We start from the raw sequence: 21,694 nt of genomic DNA, 5'->3' as shown, positions 1-21,694 counted from the left end.
GCCTGCTTTGTGACAAAGCCCGGCTTGAGCCAATCGATTTCAAGCCACGCCCTTGAGCCACTCGGCCAGCGCCTGCAGTCCCGGCCTGGCCTGACTGCTGTGCCAGGCCCATTCGCGCTGCTGGCCCGCTTGCGTGATGCACAAGCGCATTTCAAAATCCCAGGATTTGGGCGCAGCGGCCCATTGTTGCGGCGGCTGTTGCGCCAGATCAGCGGCTTGCAGCAGTTGCGCCAATTGCGCTTGTTGCGCGGGGTCCAGTTGGGCGGCGTGAATGCGCCAGATGTGCGGCGCGGCGGGGCCGGCAAAACCGCCCTGCTCGCGCAATTCCAGACTGCAATCCGGCGCCAGCCTCATCGCAAGGCCAGAGCGAAGGCGCGTTCCAGATCGGCGCGCAAATCGGCCACTTCTTCCAAGCCCACATACAAACGCAGCAGGCAACCGGCATGCGGCCAGGCGTCGCGCATCTGTTTGATGTCATACGGCATGCACAGGCTGTGCGCGCCGCCCCAGCTGAAGCCAATGCCGAAATATTCCAGCGCATCCGCCACGGCATCGATTTGCGCGCTGCTGTAGTGCGGCTGAAAAATCAGGGAAAACAGGCTGGCGGCGCCGCTGAAATCACGCCGCCACAGCGCATGGTCGGGGCTTTCCGGCAAGGCCGGATGCAAGACTTGCGCCACTTCGGGACGGGTTTGCAGCCAGGCTGCGAGTTCGCGCGCGGCGCGGTCTTGCGCTTCAAAGCGCAGCTTTAAATGCGGCAGATTGCGCAAGATCAGATACGCATCATCAGCGCCCACGCCATAGCCCAGACGCATATGACAGATATCCAGCTTTTGCGCCAGTTTGGCATCGCGCGTCAAAACCGCGCCCATCAGCAAATCCGAGGCCCCGGCCTGGTATTTGGTGAGCGCTTGCATGATGATGTCGGCGCCATGCTTGAAACCGTCATAGGCGATGCCGGCTGACCAGGTGTTGTCCAGCGCCACCGGCACGCCGCGCGCCTGGGCGGCGGCGCAAATCGCCGGCAGATCGGGGATTTCCATCGTGATCGAACCGGGCGCTTCCGTCCAAATCAGGCGCGTATTGTCTTGAATCAAAGCAGCGATGCCCGCGCCAATGCCGGGCGCATACACGCGCACGCTGATGCCGTGTTCACGCGCCAGCCAGCGCGCGATATCGCGGTTCGGGCTGTACACATTGTCGGGAATCAGCAAGTCATCGCCGCTTTTGAGCAAGGCGAAATTGATCAGGGCGATGGCCGCCAGACCGCTGGGGGCCAGCAGGCAATGTTTGGCGCCCTCGATCTCACACAAGCGCGCTTCCAGCGTGAAGGTGGTCGGAGTACCGTGCAAGCCGTAGGTGTAAGTCGATTTGTCTTGCCAGGTGGTGGCGCGCATTTGCGCGCAATTTTCAAACAAGACGGTCGAAGCGCGCTCGGTGGCCGGGGCAAAAGAGGCAAAGCCTTGCGGCGCCTGGTAAGGCGAATGGCACAGGCGCGTGGCCAAGGCCGCATCCGCAGTTGCGCTGCGCCGGGCTTTGCGATTGCTCATGCCTGCGCCCACATATCGTGGCTGTCGGCGGTGGTGATGGTGGCGTCCACAAACTGGCCGACCTGCCATTTCAGATGCGGCTCATAGGGCGCTTTCAGATACACCACGCCGTCAATTTCCGGCGCATCTGCGCTGCTGCGTCCCACTGCCGAACCATTGCGCTCCACCTGGTCAATCAAAATACGCCGGGTCGTGCCGATTTTTTTGGCCAGGCGTGCGCGCGAGATCTCTTCCTGCGCCTGCATCAAGCGCGCGCGGCGCTCTTCTTTGACTTCTTCCGGCACCGGGTTGGGCAAGTCATTTGCCGTCGCCCCTTCCACCGGCGAATAGGCAAAGCAGCCCAGGCGGTCGATTTGCGCTTCTTTGATGAAGTCGAGCAAATACGCGAATTCGGCTTCGGTTTCGCCGGGGAAGCCGGTGATAAAGGTGGAGCGGATCGTGATATCCGGGCAAATCGCGCGCCAGGCGCGGATGCGCTCAATATTTTTTTCGCCGGAGGCCGGGCGCTTCATGCGCTTCAACACATCCGGGTGCGCGTGTTGCAAGGGCACGTCCAGATACGGCAAGACATGGCCGGCCACCATCTCGGGAATCATGTCATCCACATGCGGGTAGGGATAGACATAATGCAAGCGCACCCAGGCCCCGTATTGTTTGGCCAGCTGGCCCAGGGTTTGCACCAATTGGGTGGGATGGGTTTTGACCGGCTTGCCATCCCAGAAACCGGTGCGGAATTTGATATCCACGCCATACGCCGAGGTGTCTTGCGAAATCACCAGCAACTCTTTGACGCCGGCTTTAAACAGGTTTTCCGCTTCGGTCAGCACCTCGCCAATCGGGCGCGACACCAGATCGCCGCGCATCGAGGGAATGATGCAAAAGCTGCAGCGGTGGTTGCAGCCTTCTGAAATTTTCAGATAAGCATAGTGCTTGGGGGTCAGCTTAACGCCAGCCGGCGGCACCAGATCCAGAAATGGATCATGCGGCTTGGGCAGATGCTGGTGCACCGAATCCATCACTTCGGCCAGGGCGTGCGGGCCGGTCACGGCCAGCACCTTGGGGTGCACTTTTTGAATCAAATCGCTGCCATCAGCGTCTTTTTTTGCGCCCAGACAGCCGGTCACAATCACTTTGCCGTTTTCCGCCAGCGCCTCGCCAATCGCATCCAGCGATTCCTGCACGGCGGCGTCGATAAAGCCGCAGGTGTTGACGATCACCAGGTCGGCCCCGGCATAGGATTTGGCGGTTTCATAGCCTTCCGCGCGCAATTGGGTGAGAATTTGCTCAGAATCCACCAGCGCCTTGGGGCAGCCTAGGGAAACAAAGCCGACTTTGGGCGCAGGATTGGCGTGTTGTGCTTGTTCGGACATGTCAGTTCGGTGTGATGCAGGGAATCGCGCATTATACGTTTTTTGGCGCAGCTCCGTCAGCCGCTGCGCAGCCGGCTTTGGCCTGAGATGTGCGCCTGACGGCGCGGCGGGAATGGGATAAAGACAGGTTTGCGCAAAATTTGGGGCTGCGCTTGTTTGCGCCTGGCCGCCAGCCTCAAGCCGTCTGCTGCTGTTGATACCAGCGCGTGAGCAAGGCCGCTTCGCGCTCGCCAAAGCCGCGCCGGCCATCGTGCAGCAGCAGGTAGGGGCAGTCCGGGTCGAATAATTCGGCCCGGTCGTCCAAGGCGATCCAGTGGCCATTGCTGTGATTGATGCGATTATTTTCCAGCCAGGCTTCGATTTCACGCTGGCGGATGCCGCCCTGCAGGGTATGCGCGCGCGGCAGGGAGGGCGTGCCGCCGATGACGCGCATGCGGATGGCCGGTGGAAACGCTTCTTGCAGCTGTGAAATCGGCCGCATGCTGCGCCAAGTCGAGCTGATCACGATTTCCAGCGCCGGCAGCGCCGCCACGCAGGCGGCAAACTGTGGCATGCGGGCAAAGCGCATATCGCTTTCCGCGTGCAAGACACCGTCAAAATCCAAGAACAGAATATGGCGCATTATGATCCGCAATCGTGGTGCGCCACAGCCGGCGCATGAGAAAAGCGGCCCGCACAGCGGCAGGCCGGTTTGCCGGCTTTATTTTTTATCCGTCGGCGGGACGAAGGGGAAAGCGCCGAAAATCGATTTGGCCTGGTTTTGCATCTGTTCCTGCATTTGCACAAACAGTGATTTGCTCTGGTCGATGTAGTTGTTCATCATGCCCTGCATCATCGGCCCTTGCACATTCAGGAACTGGCTCCAGAGTTCCGGATTCAGGCCGCGCCCGTCATACAAGCCTTTCGAGCTTTCGGCCAGCTTGTTTTGGATCTCGGTGAAGGCTTGCACATTCTTTTCCAGATAGGAACCCATCATGCCCTGCATTGCATGACCGTAAAAACGGATGATTTGCGACAGGGCCGCGCTGGAAAACATGGGAGTGCCGCTGGCTTCTTCCTCAAGAATGATTTGCAGCAGAATGCTGCGCGTCAAATCCTCGTTGTTTTTGGCGTCAACCACGGTGAATTCTTCATTGTCCAGCACCAATTGTTTGACATCGTTCAAGGTAATGTAGGAACTGGTCTGGGTGTCGTACAAACGGCGATTGGGGTATTTCTTGATCAGCCGTTCATTGGTCTTTCTTGCACTGTTCATCGCGTTTCCCATGGTGTTAGCGCCGCAATAAGGCGCGTGATCAAGTGGCAGTGCGGGATTTGCCCTGCATGATGCTTTTTTCAGTGATTATATGCGCAAGATGGGCGAAAACGCCCATGCTTGCGTAATCATTTTGCTGCAGCGCATTCATTTTTGTCTCAGTCGCCGCGCACTTTGACGTAACGTCCCGGCGCGGCTTCGATCGGCTTGTATTTGCCCTTGCCGGGCTTAGCCGGCGCCTTGATCTGTTTGCCGCCGTGCGCTTCTAAAAACGCAGCCCATTCAGGCCACCAGCTGCCGGCGCGCTCTTCGGCTTTTTCCAGCCATTCCTCCTTGGTTTTGGCGGCGCCGTCATACACCCAGTGGCTGCGCTTTTTCTTGACCGGGGAATTGATCACGCCGGCGATGTGGCCGGAGGCGCCCAGCACAAAGCGATTGCGCTTGGGCTGTTTGGGGTTGAGGATGGTGCGCGATGAAAACGCCGCGCCCCAGGGCACAATGTGGTCTTCGCGCGAAGCGTAAATAAACACCGGGGCGTCGATCTTGCCCAAATCCACCGCTTCGCCGCAGACCGTCAGCTTGCCCGGTTCTTTCAGGCTGTTTTCCAGATAGGTATTGCGCAAATACCAGCAGAACATGGGGCCGGGCAAATTGGTGCTGTCGCCATTCCAGAACAGCAAATCAAATGGCGGCGGCTCTTCGCCTTTCAGATAATTGGCTTGCACATAATTCCACACCAGATCATTCGGGCGCAGGCTGGAGAAGGTGGCGGCCAGATCGCGCCCCGGCATCAAGCCGCCCTGCCCCAGGGTCTGCTCGCGCATCTGCACTTGCGGCTCATCGACAAACACTTCCAGCACGCCGGCCTCGGCGAAATCGAGGAAGGTGGTGAGCAAGGTCAGACTGGCGGCGGGATGTTCGCCGCGCGCAGCCAACACCGCCAGCGCGGTGGCGATGATGGTGCCGCCAACGCAAAAACCAAAGCAATGCAACTTGGGCGCGCCGCTGATTTCCTGCACCACGGCAATCGCTTTCAAGGCGGCTTGTTCGATATAGTCATCCCAGCTCAAATGGCGCAGGCTTTGATCCGGGTTGCGCCAGCTGACCATGAACACGGTATGCCCTTGCGCCACGGCATAGCGCACCAGCGAGTTATCCGGCTGCAAATCAAGAATGTAAAACTTGTTGATGCAAGGCGGAACCATCAGCAGCGGGGTTTGCTGCACCTGGGCGGTGAGCGGCTTGTATTGAATCAATTGGAACAACTCATTTTCAAACACCACATCGCCTTCGGTGGTGGCGACATTCACGCCGACTTCAAACGCGCTTTCATCGGACTGGGTGATACGTCCCTTTTGCAAGTCAGCGAACAGATTGGCGATGCCGCGCGTCAAGCTCTGGCCATTGCTTTCCAACAGTTTTTGCTGGGCTTCGGGGTTGGTGACAAAGAAATTCGCCGGCGACATGGCGTCGATCAATTGGCCGACCGAAAACTCCAGCTTGGCGCGCGCCTTGGGCGGCGCTTGCACCGCGTCCACCAGATCGCGCAGATATTGCGCATTTAACAAATAGCTGGCGGCGTTGAAGGCGTTCAAGGGGTTTTCGCGCCAGAGTTTGGCGGCGAAGCGGCGGTCGTGCAATTCAGGCAATTTGTTTTGCAACATGTTTTGCCACAGCTGGCCGAATTGTTCCAGATAAGCTTGCTGCAATTGGGAAAATTGTTCCGGTTTGATGCTGGCGCCGGCTTCTTGCAAAATCGTGGCCACTGCTTCCGGCAGACGGTTATTGCCGCCCTGGGTCATCATTTGCCCCATCATGCGGCTGACCAGATCGGGGGCCATTTGCAACCAGGCTTGCCACGGCGCGTCCGGCGCAGCCGGGCCGAATGGTGCGCCGCTGTGCGCGCCGCTTTGCTGCGGCATGCTTTGCATCCAGCTGCTCATACCCTGGTTCATCAAGGAGCCCATGTGGTTCAACCACTGGCCAAACATTTGCTGCGCATCACTCATCGTGCTCTTCCTTAGTCGTTCGCAGCAAAGCGCAGGGTACAATCTGCGCTTTGCATTGCGGAGAGTAAAAACATGCTGATCGTCGTCATCGCCTGGGCGTATGTGGTCATGATGATGGCCCTGACCGAAGAATCTTTCATCGCCGGATTGATGGATGTTCTGTTCTACCTGCTGGCGCCATTGGCCCTGGTATTGTATCTGCAACGCAGCAAAATGCGGCGCCAACGCGCAGAACATCTTGCCAGACAGGCGCAATCAGCGCCGCCATCGCCACAAGACGCCGCGACGGCAGCGCCGCCCGCGCAAACGGAAGAAAAAAATTGAAGCGCTATGCTGCGGCGCGCCACAGCAAACTCGCAAAGCGCCCGGTGCGTGCTTGCCGCCGGTATGAATAAAAGCGCGCATCGCTGAAAGTGCAGACGCCGCCGCCGGCGACTTGCGTGACGCCGGCTTGCGCCAGGGCAAGGCGGGCCAGATGAAATAAATCGCCATGCACACGGTCTGCGCGCCCGGCGACAAACGCCGCCTGCGCCGCCTCCCCCAGACTCTGCACAAACGCGGCCAACACTTCCGGCCCGACTTCAAAATGCGGCTGACTGATGGCCGGCCCCAGCCAGGCGTAAATTTCCTGTGCGCCGCGCGCGCGCATCGCGCCCGCCGTGGCTTGCAAGACGCCGCCGGCCAGCCCGCGCCAGCCGGCATGGGCCGCCGCCAGCACCGCGCCATCCGGACTGCACAGCAAGACCGGCAGACAATCAGCGGTCAAAATCGCACACACGCCGCCTTGAGCACTGGTGACCGCATCAGCGGTGGGCGGCGCGGCATGCCTTTGGTCAGCATCCGCCAGCGCCACGCCATGCACTTGATTCAGCCAGCAGGGTTCTTGCGGCAGCGCCAGACGCTGACGCAAGATAGCGCGATTTTGCAGCACCGCCTGCTCAGCGTCGCCAACATGGGCGGCCAGATTCCAGCCGTCGGCCTGCCCTGTCGCCTGTCCGTTCCAGGGTGGCGCACTGACGCCGCCTGCGCGCGTGGTGCAAGCGGCCTGAATCTGCGGCGCCACCGGCCCCGGCCACTGTACCGGCAAACAATCGGCAAAGCTGCTCACAGCCCGCCCTTACGCTGTGCAGACAGCGAGATCAATCCCGCTTTTTTGCAGCAAGTCTTGCATGTCTTGCGGCAACGCGACTTCCCACTGCATCGCCTCGCCGCTGGCCGGATGCACCAGCCCCAGGCGTTGCGCATGCAGGGCCTGACGCGTGAATGCGCCTTGCAGATGCGGCTTGCCGTACAGATTGTCGCCCACCAGGGGAAAACCCAAATGCGACATATGCACGCGGATTTGATGGGTGCGCCCGGTTTCCAGGCTGCAGCGCACCAGCGCCACCGGCTTGCCTTCACACTCGCCGCTGGCCAATGCGTGGTAATGGGTGCGTGCGGCCTTGGCGTCGGGGTGTTTGGAAACCGCCATTTTGATGCGGTCGCGCGGATGGCGGCTCATGGCGGCGTCAATTGTACCCTGCACGCGCGGACGGCCCCAGACCAGGGCCAGGTATTCGCGCTTGACGCTGCGCGCTTGCAGCTGGCGCACCAGATCAATATGCGCTTCCAGGGTTTTTGCCACCACCATCAAACCGCTGGTGTCTTTATCCAGGCGGTGCACGATGCCGGCCCGTGGCACATTCGCCAATTCCGGATAGGCGTGCAATAAGCCGTTTAACAAGGTGCCCGACCAGTTGCCGGCGCCGGGATGCACCACCAGCCCGGCCGGTTTGTGCAACACCAGCAGGCTGTCATCCTGATACACCACGTCCAGCGCCACTTCCTGCGCGGTGAAAGCCTGGTGTTGCGGTTCGATTTGCGGAATGACTTCAACTTCCTCATCGCCGCTCACAATATGCTTGGCGCGCGCCGGTTTGCCGTCGATCAGAATATGGCCTTGCTCTAACCAGGTTTGCAGGCGGCTGCGCGAAAATTGCGGTAAATGCATGGCCAGCGCTTTGTCCAGCCGCAAACCGGCGTCTTCTTCCTGCAGCGTCAGGCTGAGCGGGCTTAAATCGGGCGGCGGCGCAAATTCTGTGCCGGCGGCAAAGCTGGTCGCGCTGTGCTGGAAGTCTTCATCCGGCAAGCCGTCCTCTTCATCGTCCCAATCTTCATCGTCTTCCTCTTCGCCGATCACGATCATTTGCACATAATCCTGATTCGAGGGACGGCGCGGTTTCAATTCTTCATCAGCGGAGCGACCGCCGGTTCTCTTATTCTTTGTCATTACTTCGATTCCAGGTTAATTCATCGGCCAGCCCTTAGGCTATAATCTGCCTGTTTTGAAAACGGCGAGCAATTCCTTGCCCGCGCTCTATCCATTTTTTGTCAGCCTTTATGCATAAACACAGCAAAACCCTGGTCGCCGCGCTCCTGTGCGTATCGCTGTCGGCCTGCGGCCTGTTCCCTGACCGCGCCGACGAGACCAAAAACTGGACCGCCACTAAATTGTACACGGAGGCCAAGGAAGACCTGACGAACGGCAATTACGAACGTGCGGTGCAGTTGTTTGAAAAACTCGAAGCGCGCTTCCCTTTCGGCACTTACGCCCAGCAATCGCAGATGGAAATCGCCTACGCCCACTACAAGCAGGGCGACCAGGCGCAAGCCCTGGCGGCCATCGAGCGTTTTATCAAGCTGCACCCCAACCACCCCAGCGTGGACTATATGTACTATCTGCGCGGACTGGTCAATTTCAACGACAAAAAAGATTTCCTGCACGCCATCTACGATCAGGATCCGACCGAGCGCGACTCAAAAGCCACGCGCGAAGCGTTTGATGCTTTCCGCCAATTAGCGGAAAAATTCCCCGCCAGCCAATATACGCCGGATGCGGTGGCGCGCATGAAGTATTTGATCAACGCCATGGCGCAATATGAAGTGCATGTGGCGCGCTACTATATGCGGCGCGGCGCGTATCTGGCGGCGGCCAACCGGGCGCAAACTGCGGTGCGCGATTATAACGGCTCGCCGGCGGTTGAAGAGGCTTTGTGGATCATGGCGCAAGCCTATGACAAGATGGGCTTGAACGATTTGCGCGATGATGCGCTGCGCGTGTTTAAGCTGAACTATCCCAAGAGCGCCTATCTGGGCAATGGTTTGCAACAGGATAAGGCCTGGTGGAAATTCTGGTGACGGGGTAAAGGGCGGGTATCGCCCGCTCCGCTTCCTTTGATCATCCAGTTGTCGGACGCCGGGTTCTCGCGCAGCGACCACCCGGCCTGCTGCTTATGGCGCTGTCATCGCCAGCCACATCACATCCATATCCCAGGAATAATCCGGCTGCACATTGAAATAGCTGCGCACTTCCTGTGCCGCCTGATCAAACACATCGCGAATCGCATCAGCACGCTGCAAGCTGGTGTTCATGCGTGCAATCCAGACATCAAACACCATGGTCAGCTTCCATTGCATGAACTCGCCGCAGGCCAAGCCGGCTTGCAGCGCCATTTCCCGCCACTGGCTGGCGCTGTAGTCGCGCACATGGGAAGGATCGCGCAAAATTTCCACCGTTTGCAATACGGTGTCAAACAGGGGCTGCGGCGGCGCAATCACATCCACCAGAATGCATTGCCCGCCAGGCTTTAAGACCCGCCGCACTTCGGCCAAGGCCGCCGGCACATCTTCCCAATGATGGGCGGAAAACCGGCTGGCCACCAGATCAAAGCTGGCGTCGGCAAACGGCAGGCGCTCCGCCTGCCCCTGGCGCAGGCTGAGGCGGCAAGCGCGCCGCTGCGCCTCCTGCCCCACCACTTCCAGCATCTTGGGCGAAACATCATAGGCGGTGACAGTCGCGCCGCCGGCAGCCAGGGCAAAACTGACATGCCCGGCGCCGCAACCCAAATCCAGGGCATGCAGCGCCGCGCTGGCGCGCGCCAAATCCGTCATGCGCTGCAGTTCCGCCCCCTGGGCGTGCACTGCGCTGCGCAAATAAGCCTGCGCTTGATTGCCGAATTGTTGACTGACCAGGCTGCTCTGCTGCATACAAGGTTTCCTTTCGAGAGTGAAAAAGCGGGCGCAGGCTTGAAGCGCTGCGCCCAGAGTAGCAAATCATAGATGGAATTTGATGCCGGCATATTTAAAAAATATCAAACCCGGCGCGCCCAGCTTGCATTTCATTACAATTATTGCAATGCAACATTGTCATCTTTTCTGCGCAAGCCGGCGTTTGCCGCCTATCTGTGTCACATGTCAGGAATGATCATGAAAACCGCACTGCAAGCCGCATCCGCCGGACAAATCCTCAAATTCGTGGCAAGTCTGGGCGCCCTGCTGATCCTGTCCGCGCCAGCCATGGCGGATCACAAGCACCACCATCACGATTGCCACCATCATCACAAGCATCACCACAAGCACCACCATAAACACCACCATCATCATGCACATCATCATGGCCATCGCCACGGACATGACGATTGTTATGTGGAAAAAAGAGTATATGTGACGCCGCCGGCGCAAAGCTATGCGGCGCCGGTGGCGTATCAGGCCCCGGCGTATTGCAATAATTGCGGCGTGGTGCAGTCAGTGCGCCGGGTCAGCCTGCCGGCTGGCAGCAGCGGCGTGGGGGCCGTCACCGGCGCAGTGGTGGGCGGCATCATTGGCAATCAAATCGGCGGCGGCGATGGGCGCAAAATCGCCACCGTGGCCGGAGTGGTGGCCGGCGGCATCATCGGCGATGCGATTGAGCGCGACCACAGCGGCAATCAGGTGGTGTATGAAACCCGCATCAAAATGGAGGGCGGCGGCGAGCAAACCATGCGCTATGCGCAACATCCGGGCTGGCGTCAGGGCCAGGCTGTGGTCTCAGCCAATGGCGCCTGGCATAGCCGTTGAAGTCAATAGAATTGCGCCGCACGCAGCGCCTGCATGCCGGGCGCACAGGCGTGCGCGGTTTGCTCGCGCAAGCGCGGCGCCAAGCTGCGCCAATCTGAGGACGGCTTGGCGATCAGGCTTTGCGCCTGCTGCAACCAGGTGTGGCGCAAGGCGGCGTCCAGCGCTTGCTGCGGCCCGCTGATAAAGTCATACAAAGCCGCCAGCGACTGCGCCGGCTGGCTTAATAAATCCTCATAGCGCAGATGCAGGCAGCGTTGCGGCGGCAGCGCCAGCAAATGCGGCAAACCCTGCATGATTTCGCCCGACCAGTACAAGCCGCACAGCGGGGCCGGCGCATCAAAAGCGTGTAAAGCCTGCGCGCTGAAATTTTCCGGCAACAACGCCGCCTGCTCATCGCTTAAATCGCCCTCCCAGCTGCGATCCGCATTTTCCCAGGGATCATGGCCTAACACCTCGATCAATTGATATACCCCGAAGGCCATGCGAAACCCGCGATGCCGGCTCATGGACAAGGCAGTGTCCGGGCCATCGCGCAAAATATGCACAAAGCGGGCATTCGGAAAATGCTGCAGCAAGCGGCCAATGATGCGCAAACCGCCGCCCGAACGTTCAACCCAGATGCGGCGCTGCATCTGCTGCGCCAGCCAGGCAAACACACGCTGATATTGCGCACCGATGGGAGCCGCCGGCAGCGCCAGACAAAACGCCTGCAGACGCGCATACCATTCCTGCGCCGCCAAATCAGGCTCCGGCGCAGATGCGCACAAATGCGGCAAACAGGTTTGCAAGAGCGCCGGCACGCCATCGCGCCCATACGCCCGTCCCGCCGCATCGACGCGATACAACACTTCCGCCATCTCCACCCTGTGCTGCAGCATGGCGTTCAAACGCGGACGCTGCGCGCCCAAAATGCGCCACAGCGCCGCGCCATCCAGCTCACCCTCTGGAAAACATTGTTCCAGCAAGCAGCCCAAATCGCTTAAAAACGAAAAACACTCCGACAAACTCAAGATTTGCGGATGCAAATTCAGCATCTGGCTGAGCAAGGTCGAACCGCAACGCCCGGTGCCGACCACAAACACCTGCGGGAAATCGTTGTGCATACTCACCTCTGCGCCGGACGGTTTTGCGCCGCCAATTCGGCTTCCAGCACTTGCAGATACCAGGCGCAATAGGCGCGCAATTTGGCATCATCGAGCACATGCGGGGCCGCCTCGTCCGGCCCGATCAAGGCTTCGCTGCGATTGCGCAAAAAGCGTTTGTCCTGATAAAACTGGGCGCGGTAAAAGCTGATGCGGCTGTTGAATTTTTCATCCAGCCATTGCATTTCCTGATGTTGCGCAGCGCTGCGCAACATCAGCGGCGGCGGCATGCGACAGGTTTCAAACACAATGCGGATCACATCATCGAGCAGCGGCGGGGTTGGATTATTGATATGAAAACACAGCGGCTGCCCAATTTGCGCAGCCTGCGCGCCGCGCACATCGGTGGCCTGCCACAAACGGCGGATGCGCTGCGCAACCTGATCCACCGCCACCAGATCCAGGCGCAAGCCGGCGCTCACACGCAAGCGCAGCGGCTCGCGTTCAAGCAAACCTGGCTGGGTGCGCTGCATCAAACGGTGAAAAGCATGCAATTGGCGCATAAAGCCATACATGCCGGAAAAATTCATCGCCGCCAGCGTGCGGCTGTGGCCAATCACAATGCTCGGGCGGAAGATGCGCACCGCAAACGGCAGCGGCGCATGCAATAACGCCTCCATCTCCATCTTCGATTTTTCATACAGATTATTCGCCTCCAACTGCCCGGCATAGGACTCGCCAATCGGGCCGCATGTTGTGCCTGAGACATAACAGGTGCTGATGGTGTTGCACTCGCGCACGCCGAGAGCCTGCGCCAAGTCCAGCATATGGCGCGTGCCGCTGACATTGGTTTGCATGATTTCGCGCGCATAGCGGTCTTCATATTTGAGCGAAGCGGCGGCATGCCAAAACACATCCGCCGCGGGCAAATTGGCCGCATCCAAACCGCACAAAGGCAGGTTGACATCGCCCGCGCGCGCATCCACCCGCGTCGCAATCTGCGCCAGCGCCTGCGGCGCGCATTCATACATACGGCCCACCTCTTGCAACAGGGCATGAATGCGCGCACGCGCCGCCGCATCATCCGCCGCCCGCACAATGCAAAGAAAGTTATCCGCCGTGTGTTCAAGCAATTCAAGCAAGAGCGCCGCGCCGACAAAGCCGGTGGCGCCGCTGATCACATGACGTAAGGGTGCAACAGGCGGACGTGCGCCGATATCAGTGCAGGCATTCATGGGTATCAAATGGGGTTGGAAGCGGCGCGCAGTGTAGCACGGAAATTTCACATTGGAAACAAAAGTTGGCAATGAGGCATTTTTATACCGCTTTTTGATTCAATCTGAATTAATCACAAGTCCGGCGCCAGCACGGCGCCTGCTGCGGGCTTGATTTGAATCTGTCCCAGGCCGCGAGCGTGGGCGCAACAACGCTGCCACATTCAGCGCGTCAGGATAAAAAAGAAGGGAAAGCAGAGAACAGCAGGAAGGAATGGTGCCCGAGGCCGGAATCGAACCGGCACGCCCCTTTTACGGAAAGCGGCGGATTTTAAGTCCGATGTGTCTACCAATTTCACCACTCGGGCACAACTGCGCGGAGCCGCACAGAGGGTGGCATTATACAAAAAAAACGGCTGATGGGGGCTGATCCACGCAGAAATCTGCAAAACAGCTACAATCTCAGTTTTTCGCCCCGCAAAAAAATGAGCCAAGCGCCCTCCTCTGCGTCCCCAACCTCGCATCCGTCCCCGCTCAAACGCCTGTTCGCCCACGCCGCCCACTACAAGCGCGACGCCCGTCTGGCCACGCTGTACTCGGTTCTGAATAAATTTTTTGACATCCTGCCGGAAGTCTTGATCGGGGTGGCGGTGGATGTGGTGGTCAATCGCCAAGCCTCTTTTTTAGCGCGGCTGGGCGTGACAGACGTAATGCAGCAGCTGCTCTTGCTGGGCTTGCTGACCCTGCTGATCTGGGGCGGCGAATCGCTGTTTGAATATTTATACAATCTGAAATGGCGCAATCTGGCGCAATCCATGCAACACGATTTGCGCCTGGAAGCGTATCGCCATGTGCAAAAACTGCCGATGCAGTATTTTGAAAACCGCAGCACCGGACGCCTGATGTCGATTTTGAACGAAGACATCAATCAGATGGAGCGCTTTTTAAACAGCGGCGCCAACAGCATTATCCAGGTGTTGTGTTCCTCCATCATGGTGGGCGCGGTGTTTTTCGCGCTGGCCCCGCAACTGGCCGTGGTCTCGCTGCTGCCCGTCCCCTTTATTTTGTATGGCGCCTTCTGGTTCCAGCGCAGCCTGGCGCCGCGCTATGCCGAAGTACGCGAAGCCGCCGGCGTGATCAACAGCCGCTTGAATAATAATCTGCTGGGTCTGTCCACCATCAAAGCCTTCACCGCAGAAGAATTTGAAGCGCGCCATATGGAGCAAGCCAGCCAGGCTTACCGCGAAAAAAATGCGGCGGCGATTGCGGTATCGAGCGCCATCACGCCGGTGATCCGCATGGCGATTCTGGCCGGCTTTGTCACCACCCTGGTGTATGGCGGACATTTGGCGCTGAGCGGCGCGATTGGAGTCGGCAGTTATTCCGTGCTGGTGTATTTAACCCAACGTCTGCTGTGGCCGCTGACGGGACTTGCGGAAATCGCCGACCTGTATCAACGCTCCATGGCTTCCATAACGCGCGTGCTGGACTTGCTGCAAACCCCGGTCGGCATCGCCTATGAAGGCGCAGCGCTGCCCAAGAGTGGCGTGCGCGGAGAACTGCAATTCAAACAACTCAATTTCAGCTATGGCGAGCAACAGCTCTTAAGCGATATCGACTTGCACCTGCCGGCCGGGCAAACCGTGGCCTTAGTTGGCGCCACCGGCTCCGGCAAGAGTACCCTGGTCAAACTCTTGCTGCGTTTTTACACGCCGCAAAGCGGGCAGATTTTGCTGGATGGCCAGGACATCGCCAGCCTGGACTTGCGCGCCCTGCGCCGCAGCATAGGCTATGTCAGCCAGGATGTGTTTTTAACGGATGGCACGGTGCGCGAAAACATTGCCTACGGGGTGGAAGCGACAGACGCGCAAATCGAAGCCGCCGCACGCGCCGCCGAAGCGCATGATTTCATCAGCGCCCTGCCGCAAGGCTATGCGACGCAAATTGGCGAACGCGGGCAAAAACTCTCCGGCGGCCAGCGCCAACGCCTGGCGCTGGCGCGCGCGCTCTTAAAAAACCCGGAAATCCTGGTCTTGGACGAGGCCACCAGCGCGGTGGACAATGAAACCGAAGCCGCAATTCAACGTTCGCTGGACGTGGTGACGCAAAACCGCAGCACCCTGATCATTGCGCACCGCCTCTCCACGGTGCGTCATGCGCATCAGATTCATGTGCTGGAAGCGGGCCGCATCGTTGAATCCGGCGAGCATGACAGTCTGCTGGCGAAAAATGGGGTGTATGCGCAATTGTGGCGGCTGCAGACGGGGCAGAGGTAAAAGCGGATGGTGCAATACGCTGCGCTATTGCCCCCTGCACTGGCTTACTTCACTTGAACAAAGCCCCAAACACCATGGCATCCCATTGAAATGGCGGACAGCTGGCGACTTTATCCTGGAAATCGGATAGCTGCCAACGCTTGCCGCTCACCCTGACAGCGCGCAAATGGGTTTCACAATCATTGCTGTCCGGCAGCTTGCGCGCTGATTCAATCATCAAATACAGGTGCTTGCCCTGCTTCACTTCCCGAATCACGCCATGCTTATTCAAATGGAATTGGCAGGCGCCGGGCAATTTGACATCAATTGATGCCGCATCCGATTTACCGGCGCGAATCAGGCAGACGCCACCCACTTCATGTAATTCAAGTTGCAGATGTGAGCTTTGCCACACTTTGCCATCAGATATCGTCCCGGCCAGACTGAGGCCAGGCAGCATCATGGCGGCGATGAGGATGTGCCTTGTTTTTTTCATAACATCCTTTTCTGATTCGGCATTGATCCAAATCTATGCTGATTATGCCAATGCTGAGCAATCTATGAACTTTTTTAATAGTCACATATGGCATTGCTGCTGAATACCATGATTGAAAGCCTCATCGTAATGCATAGTCTCTTACCGAACCATACATAATTCAGGTGTAAAGCAGACTTACATCACTATCCACACCGGGCAAGAACAATGACGATGCTTCCTTAACACAAAGGCCGGCGCCAGCCTGTTCTCCCTCTCAGGTATAATCCCGCGCGGCAGCCCCATAGTGCTGCCACCGAATTCACCGGCAGGCCGCGTGTGCGCCGCCTGCCTTGTTTTTGCGGCTTACGGCCGCATCACCAGGAAAAAATATGAATCAGCCATCTTTCCTCGCCCGCATTCCCTTAGCGTTGCGCGCACTGTTTGCGATTTTGTTTGACGGCGCCTATGCGCTGCGCGTGCAGCAGCTGGACAACCCGCCGCCCGCTCCCGCCCCGGCGCCGGCCCCTGTGCCGGCCCCAGTCCCCGCCCCCGCGCCTGAACTCAAGCACGCCGACAGCGCCAGCGCCTTGCAATTGCTGGCCCTGCTGCAGCGCGATGCGCGTTTGCTTGATTTTGTGCATGAGGATTTGCGCGGTCATGCGGATGCTGATATCGGCGCCGCTGCGCGTCTGGTGCATGAGGGTTGCGGCAAGGTCTTGCGTGAACATTTCAGCCTGGCCCCGGTGTTGCAAGCCGAGGAAGGCAGCCCTTATCAGGTGCAGGCCGGCTATGACGCCGCCAGCCTGCATGTGAGCGGCAATGTGGCGGGCGCGCCGCCGTTTGCCGGCACCCTCACCCATCGCGGCTGGCAAGCGACTGATGTGCGCCTGCCGCAACTCGCCGCCGGCCACGACACCCGCATTCTGGCGCAAGCCGAGGTGGAAGTATGAGCGGGGCGCGTTACAGCATCGGGATTGACCTGGGCACCACGCATTGCGCGCTGGCCTGGGTGGATTTGGCAAGCAGCGATGGCGAACAGGCCGTGCAAGGCGTGTTGTCTGTGCCGCAACTCTCCAGCGCCGGCAATGTGCAAGCCCTGCCCTTATTACCCTCTTTTTTATATCTGCCGCATGAAAGCGAGTTTGCGCCCGGCGATTTGAGCATGCCCTGGCAAAGCGCAAACAACAATCCGCCCGCCTTTGCCGGCGAATTTGCGCGCACGCGCGGCGCGGGCACGCCGATCCGTCTGGTGTCTTCGGCCAAAAGCTGGCTGTGTCACGCCGGCGTGGAGCGGCGCGGCGCGATTTTGCCGGAACAGGCGCCGCCGGAAGTGACGCGCATTTCACCGCTGGAAGCCTCAACCCGCTATTTGCAACATTTGCAAGCGGCCTGGAACCATGCCTACCCGCAAGCCCCGTTTGCTGAACAACACATCACGATCACGATTCCGGCATCCTTCGACCCGGCGGCGCGTGAATTGACGCTGGAAGCGGCGCAGCTGGCCGGCTATCCGTCCCTGACGCTGCTGGAAGAGCCGCAAGCCGCGCTGTACAGCTGGATTCAAAACAATAGCGCTGCAGATGATGCGAACTGGCGCAAGCAAGTCAAACCGGGCGATGTGCTGCTGGTGATTGACGTGGGCGGCGGCACCAGTGACTTTTCGCTGATCGCGGTGACAGAGCAGGATGGCAATCTGGAATTGCAGCGGATTGCGGTGGGCGAGCATATTTTGTTGGGCGGCGACAATATGGATTTGACGCTGGCGCATGTGGTGGCGCGCAAGATTGCGCAAAACGGCGGCGCACAGCTGGACGCCTGGCAAATGCGCGCGCTGACGCTGGCTTGCCGCAGCGCCAAAGAAGCGCTGTTGTCCGATGCTGCGCTGGAATCTGCCCCTTTACTGATTCCTTCGCGCGGCTCGAAGCTGATCGGCGGCTCGATCCGCAGCGAATTGACGCGCGCCGAAGTGACGCAAATCATTCTGGAAGGTTTTTTCCCGCAAGTCGGCGCTGAGGCCAGACCGCAAACCCGTCCCCGTATCGGCTTGACGCAAATCGGCTTGCCGTATGCGCATGATCCGGGCGTGACGCGCCATCTGGCCGCGCTGCTGGCGCGCCAGGCGCAAGCGACCGATGCCTTAAACGGCTTTGCTGCGGGCGGGGCAGATTTTCTGCGTCCCTCGGCGATTTTATTCAATGGCGGCGTGTTCAAGGGCGAAGTGCTGGCGCAACGCTGTCTGGACACCATCAATGGCTGGCTGCAGGCGGCCGGCGCTGCGCCTGCGCGCCGTTTGCAAGGGGCGGATCTGGATTTGGCGGTGGCGCGTGGCGCGGCCTATTACGGCTACGTGAAACGCGGCAAGGGTGTGCGCATCCGGGGCGGCACGGCGCAAGCCTTCTACATTGGGATTGAGTCGAATATGCCGGCGATTCCGGGCTTTGAGCCGCCGCTGCAAGCGCTGTGCGTGGCCCCGTTCGGCATGGAAGAAGGCCATGCGCTGGATTTGCCGGGCGAGGAACTCGGCCTGGTGGTCGGCGAGCCTGTCACTTTCCGCTTCTTTGCTTCGTCGGTGCGGCGCACAGATGCGATCGGCGCCTTGCTCGAAGGGCCGGACGCGGATGCGCTGGAAGAATTGCCGCCGCTGCAATTAGCCTTGCCGGCGGGCGAGAATGCCGGCGCCGGGCAAGTGGTGGCGGTGCGTCTGCAGGCGCTGGCGTCGGAAGCCGGCACGCTGGAATTGGCGGCGGTGGCACGCGATGGCCAGCGCTGGAATATCGCCTTCAATCTGCGTCAATAAGCCATGGCGCGCGCCAAATACATTGTCGGCATTGACCTGGGCACCACCAATTGCGCCCTGTCGTATGCCCTGGCGAGCAGTCGCGCCGCGCAGCGCCAGATCAATTTATTGCCTGTGCCGCAGTTGGATGGGCCGGGCGCGGTGCAGGCGCTGCCGCTCTTGCCGTCGGTGCGCTACCACGCGCTGGCGGGGGAATTGGCCAGCGCCTCGCTTGACTTGCCCTGGGCTCACGGGACAGACGGGCAGCCGGTGTTGGGCCGTTATGCGCGCCAGCTGGGGGCGCAAACGCCGGGCCGGCTGGTCAGCAGCGCGAAAAGCTGGTTGTCGCACCCGGCGATTGACCGCAGCGCAGCGCTCTTGCCATGGGGCGCGCAAGGGGTGGACAAGATTTCCCCGCTGGCCGCCTCCAGCTCATATCTGGCGTATCTGCGGCAAGCCTGGGATCACGCTTTTCCGCAAGACCCCTTAGCCGCGCAAGAATTAGTGCTGACGGTGCCGGCCTCGTTTGACGAAGGCGCGCGCGCCCTCACCTTGCAGGCGGCGCAAGACGCCGGCTTGCCTGCGCCGCGTTTGCTGGAAGAGCCGCAGGCGGCGTTTTACGATTGGCTGTACCGGCATCAAAAAAACCTGCGCGCCGAACTTGCCAACAGCCGCTTAGCGCTGGTGGTGGATGTGGGCGGCGGCACCTGTGATTTTTCTTTGATCGCGATTACGCCGCAAGATGAGGCGCAACACTCCGCCCCAAAGCTGTCCCGCATCGGGGTTGGCGAGCATTTGATGCTGGGCGGCGACAATATGGATTTGGCGTTGGCGCATTTGGCTGAACAGCGCTTTGCGCTGCCGCAAAAGCTTTCCGCCAGCCGGCTGGCGCAATTGATGGAGCGTTGCCGCGCAGCCAAGGAAGAATTATTGGCCGCAGATGCGCCGGAGAGTGTGAATATTACCCTGCTGGGCAGCGGTGGCAGCTTGATCGGCGGCAGTAAAACCATCAGCCTCGCCAAAGCCGAGGCGCAAGCGCTGCTGTTGGATGGTTTTTTTCCGCTGGTGGACGCCAGCGCGCGTCCGCAACGGCGCCTGCGCAGCGGTTTGTCTGAATTCGGTTTGCCTTACGCCAGCGATGCAGCGGTGACACGTCATCTGGCGCAATTCCTGGCTGAGCATGCGCAGGCGATCCGCCAGGCGCTGCAGGTGGCGGATGACGCGCCCACGCCCTGGCCGGATACGCTTTTGTTTAATGGCGGCGTGTTCCGCTCGGCGCTGCTGCAAGCGCGCGTGACTGCGCAATTGACGGCGTGGCGCGGCGCACCGCCGCATGTCTTGCCGCATACCGACCCGGATCTGGCGGTGGCGCGCGGCGCGGTGGCGTTCGCCCTGGCGCGGCAAGGACGCGCGCCGGCGATCGAGAGCAGCAGCGCACACAGTTATTTTCTGTTGTTGCAGCATGGCGCGCACAAGCAGGCGGTCTGCGTACTGCCGCGCGGCGCCGCGCCGGGACAGGAAATCCTATTGCAGGGACAGCAATTTGCTTTGCGCTTAGGCCAGCCGGTGCAATTTCATCTGGTGTATGCCGGGGCCGGACATCAAGCCGCCAGCAGCGCAGCCGCCGGCGCTTTGCTGCCGTTTGCGGCGGAGGATTTTCATCCGCTGCCGCCCTTGGCCCTGGTCTTGCCAGCAGATGCCGGCGGCAAACCAGAGGTGCAGGTGCAATTGGCTTGCTCTTTGACTGAGCTGGGCGTGCTGGAAATGCATTGTGTGGCCCAGGATGGGCGGCGCTGGCTGCTGCCGTTTCAACTCAAGAGCGCGCAGATTGATGAGGCGCTGGAGATTGAGGAATTGCCGGAGCGCCTGCCGCAAGCCTTGGAGCAGATTGAGCGGGTGTTTGGCAATCGCGGCCAGCAATTGGGGGCAAAAGAAGTGCGCCAGTTGCGCGCCCAGCTGGAGCAATTATTAGGGCCGCGCGAGCGCTGGGGTTTGCGTTTAACGCGCAAGCTGGCTGACGCGCTCCTTGCGCGCGCCAAAAACCGCCGTCGCAGCGTGGAGCATGAAAAACTCTGGTTGAATTTAAGCGGCTATTGCCTGCGTCCCGGTTTTGGCGATGCGCTGGATGAGTGGCGTTTAAATCAACTCTGGCCGCTGTTTGCACAAGGGGTGCAATTTCGCCAGGATAAACAAACCTGTGTCGAGTGGTGGACGATGTGGCGGCGCGTGGCCGGCGGCTTGCAGCAAGATCAACAATTGCGCCTGCTCGACGATTTTGCGCTGAATTTGCAAGGGACAGAGGAAGATTGGGCCGCGCAAGGCGGCCATACGGTGCGCGGGCAATATGCCGATATGTTGCGCCTGGGCGCGACTTTAGAGCGCATTCCTGCCGAATACAAGGCGGAAATCGGCAATTGGCTGTTACAGCATGCGGCCCAGGCCCCGGCTGGCGATGCCGCGCAGGATATCCGCTTTTGGGCCTTGGCGCGCCTGGGTGCGCGCGTGCCGCTGCATGCGCAGTGGCAGCAACTGGCGGCGCTGGAACAGGTGGAAGACTGGTTGCAGCAGTTGCTGGCTTACGATTGGCGCAAGGTGGAGAGTTGCGCCTTTTGCGCGGCCCATCTGGCGCGCATGAGCGGGGAGCGCAGCCGCGATATCAAGCCGGAATTGCGCCAAGCGGTGCATGCGCGCTTGTGTGAAGTCGATGCGCCGCAGATCTGGCGCACGATGCTGCTGGAAGTGACACAGCTGGACAGTCAGGCGCAACAGCGCTTATTGGGCGAGAGCCTGCCGCCGGGTTTGCGTTTGCTGAAAGCCGGCTGACAAGGGC

20 protein-coding genes and 1 tRNA gene are annotated in these 21,694 nt (G+C 60.0%); 7 read left to right on the top strand and 14 right to left on the bottom strand.

The annotated features are described in order from the left end of the window. Window positions 1-39 precede the first annotated feature (39 nt). The 6 genes from V8J88_RS08695 to phaC form a co-directional block, all read right to left on the bottom strand. A complete protein-coding gene (locus V8J88_RS08695) occupies window positions 40-354 on the bottom strand; it encodes a protealysin inhibitor emfourin (RefSeq protein WP_338849017.1) in 315 nt (104 codons plus the stop codon). Continuing rightward, window positions 351-1,550, bottom strand: a complete 1,200-nt coding sequence (locus tag V8J88_RS08690) for a cystathionine beta-lyase (RefSeq protein ID WP_338849015.1) — start codon at window positions 1,548-1,550, stop codon at window positions 351-353. Before V8J88_RS08690 ends, V8J88_RS08695 begins: the two co-directional genes overlap by 4 nt. Then, window positions 1,547-2,920, bottom strand: a complete 1,374-nt coding sequence (rimO, locus tag V8J88_RS08685) for a 30S ribosomal protein S12 methylthiotransferase RimO (protein WP_338849013.1) — start codon at window positions 2,918-2,920, stop codon at window positions 1,547-1,549. Before rimO ends, V8J88_RS08690 begins: the two co-directional genes overlap by 4 nt. Window positions 2,921-3,095: 175 nt before the next feature. Beyond that, window positions 3,096-3,542 (bottom strand): HAD domain-containing protein, encoded by a 447-nt coding sequence (locus V8J88_RS08680; protein WP_338849012.1) that lies wholly within the window; start codon window positions 3,540-3,542, stop codon window positions 3,096-3,098. 78 nt (window positions 3,543-3,620) lie between these two features. Then, window positions 3,621-4,175, bottom strand: coding sequence for a polyhydroxyalkanoate synthesis repressor PhaR (gene phaR, locus V8J88_RS08675; RefSeq protein ID WP_338849010.1), 555 nt, complete (start codon window positions 4,173-4,175; stop codon window positions 3,621-3,623). A 158-nt stretch (window positions 4,176-4,333) separates the two neighbouring features. Then, on the bottom strand, window positions 4,334-5,977 hold the full coding sequence (phaC, locus tag V8J88_RS08670) for a class I poly(R)-hydroxyalkanoic acid synthase (protein WP_338849854.1): 1,644 nt from the start codon (window positions 5,975-5,977) through the stop codon (window positions 4,334-4,336). A 279-nt stretch (window positions 5,978-6,256) separates the two neighbouring features. Between phaC and V8J88_RS08665 the strand changes: the two genes are divergently transcribed. Then, entirely contained in the window at window positions 6,257-6,508 is a 252-nt protein-coding gene (locus V8J88_RS08665; RefSeq protein ID WP_338849009.1) for a hypothetical protein, read from the top strand. Window positions 6,509-6,512: 4 nt separating this feature from the next. Here V8J88_RS08665 and pgeF read toward each other — a convergent pair whose 3' ends face one another. After that, window positions 6,513-7,292, bottom strand: coding sequence for a peptidoglycan editing factor PgeF (gene pgeF, locus V8J88_RS08660; protein ID WP_338849008.1), 780 nt, complete (start codon window positions 7,290-7,292; stop codon window positions 6,513-6,515). A gap of 9 nt (window positions 7,293-7,301) precedes the next feature. Continuing rightward, a complete protein-coding gene (locus V8J88_RS08655; RefSeq protein ID WP_338849007.1) occupies window positions 7,302-8,453 on the bottom strand; it encodes an RluA family pseudouridine synthase in 1,152 nt (383 codons plus the stop codon). A gap of 110 nt (window positions 8,454-8,563) precedes the next feature. Here V8J88_RS08655 and V8J88_RS08650 point away from each other — a divergent pair, with 110 nt between their 5' ends. Continuing rightward, complete coding sequence (locus V8J88_RS08650) at window positions 8,564-9,361, top strand: outer membrane protein assembly factor BamD (RefSeq protein ID WP_338849006.1); 798 nt, start codon at window positions 8,564-8,566, stop codon at window positions 9,359-9,361. A gap of 93 nt (window positions 9,362-9,454) precedes the next feature. Here V8J88_RS08650 and V8J88_RS08645 read toward each other — a convergent pair whose 3' ends face one another. Together V8J88_RS08645 and V8J88_RS08640 are read right to left on the bottom strand one after the other, a co-directional pair. Beyond that, on the bottom strand, window positions 9,455-10,210 hold the full coding sequence (locus V8J88_RS08645; protein ID WP_338849004.1) for a class I SAM-dependent methyltransferase: 756 nt from the start codon (window positions 10,208-10,210) through the stop codon (window positions 9,455-9,457). Between the two features lie 207 nt (window positions 10,211-10,417). Then, a complete protein-coding gene (locus tag V8J88_RS08640) occupies window positions 10,418-10,618 on the bottom strand; it encodes a hypothetical protein (protein ID WP_338849003.1) in 201 nt (66 codons plus the stop codon). A 30-nt stretch (window positions 10,619-10,648) separates the two neighbouring features. On the opposite strand from V8J88_RS08640, the gene V8J88_RS08635 reads away from it, so the two are divergent. Beyond that, window positions 10,649-11,059, top strand: coding sequence for a glycine zipper 2TM domain-containing protein (locus V8J88_RS08635; protein ID WP_338849002.1), 411 nt, complete (start codon window positions 10,649-10,651; stop codon window positions 11,057-11,059). A gap of 2 nt (window positions 11,060-11,061) precedes the next feature. Here the strand turns inward: V8J88_RS08635 and V8J88_RS08630 are convergent, their stop codons facing one another. The 3 genes from V8J88_RS08630 to V8J88_RS08620 all read right to left on the bottom strand — a co-directional run bounded on the left by V8J88_RS08630 (window position 11,062) and on the right by V8J88_RS08620 (window position 13,723). Beyond that, window positions 11,062-12,162, bottom strand: a complete 1,101-nt coding sequence (locus V8J88_RS08630) for a sulfotransferase (protein ID WP_338849001.1) — start codon at window positions 12,160-12,162, stop codon at window positions 11,062-11,064. A 2-nt stretch (window positions 12,163-12,164) separates the two neighbouring features. Then, entirely contained in the window at window positions 12,165-13,376 is a 1,212-nt protein-coding gene (locus tag V8J88_RS08625; RefSeq protein WP_338849000.1) for an SDR family oxidoreductase, read from the bottom strand. Between the two features lie 254 nt (window positions 13,377-13,630). Then, a tRNA-Leu gene (locus V8J88_RS08620) sits at window positions 13,631-13,723 on the bottom strand. 117 nt (window positions 13,724-13,840) lie between these two features. On the opposite strand from V8J88_RS08620, the gene V8J88_RS08615 reads away from it, so the two are divergent. Beyond that, complete coding sequence (locus V8J88_RS08615) at window positions 13,841-15,631, top strand: ABC transporter ATP-binding protein (protein ID WP_338848999.1); 1,791 nt, start codon at window positions 13,841-13,843, stop codon at window positions 15,629-15,631. 49 nt (window positions 15,632-15,680) lie between these two features. Here the strand turns inward: V8J88_RS08615 and V8J88_RS08610 are convergent, their stop codons facing one another. After that, complete coding sequence (locus V8J88_RS08610) at window positions 15,681-16,106, bottom strand: hypothetical protein (RefSeq protein ID WP_338848998.1); 426 nt, start codon at window positions 16,104-16,106, stop codon at window positions 15,681-15,683. Between the two features lie 371 nt (window positions 16,107-16,477). On the opposite strand from V8J88_RS08610, the gene V8J88_RS08605 reads away from it, so the two are divergent. From V8J88_RS08605 to V8J88_RS08595, 3 genes are read left to right on the top strand one after another with little or no spacing between them, the layout of a single operon-like run. Further along, window positions 16,478-17,038 (top strand): DUF2760 domain-containing protein, encoded by a 561-nt coding sequence (locus tag V8J88_RS08605; protein WP_338848996.1) that lies wholly within the window; start codon window positions 16,478-16,480, stop codon window positions 17,036-17,038. Continuing rightward, on the top strand, window positions 17,035-18,885 hold the full coding sequence (locus V8J88_RS08600; protein ID WP_338848994.1) for an Hsp70 family protein: 1,851 nt from the start codon (window positions 17,035-17,037) through the stop codon (window positions 18,883-18,885). Before V8J88_RS08605 ends, V8J88_RS08600 begins: the two co-directional genes overlap by 4 nt. A gap of 3 nt (window positions 18,886-18,888) precedes the next feature. Then, the gene (locus V8J88_RS08595) at window positions 18,889-21,687 is read left to right on the top strand and encodes an Hsp70 family protein (RefSeq protein ID WP_338848992.1); all 2,799 of its coding nucleotides are present in this window, start codon (window positions 18,889-18,891) and stop codon (window positions 21,685-21,687) included. Window positions 21,688-21,694 lie beyond the last annotated feature (7 nt).

It is taken from the genome of Massilia sp. W12 (genome assembly GCF_037300705.1).
GTDB lineage: Bacteria > Pseudomonadota > Gammaproteobacteria > Burkholderiales > Burkholderiaceae_D > JACPVY01.
Note: the sequence above shows the minus strand (reverse complement) of the source record. Positions and strands in the feature narration are given on the sequence as shown.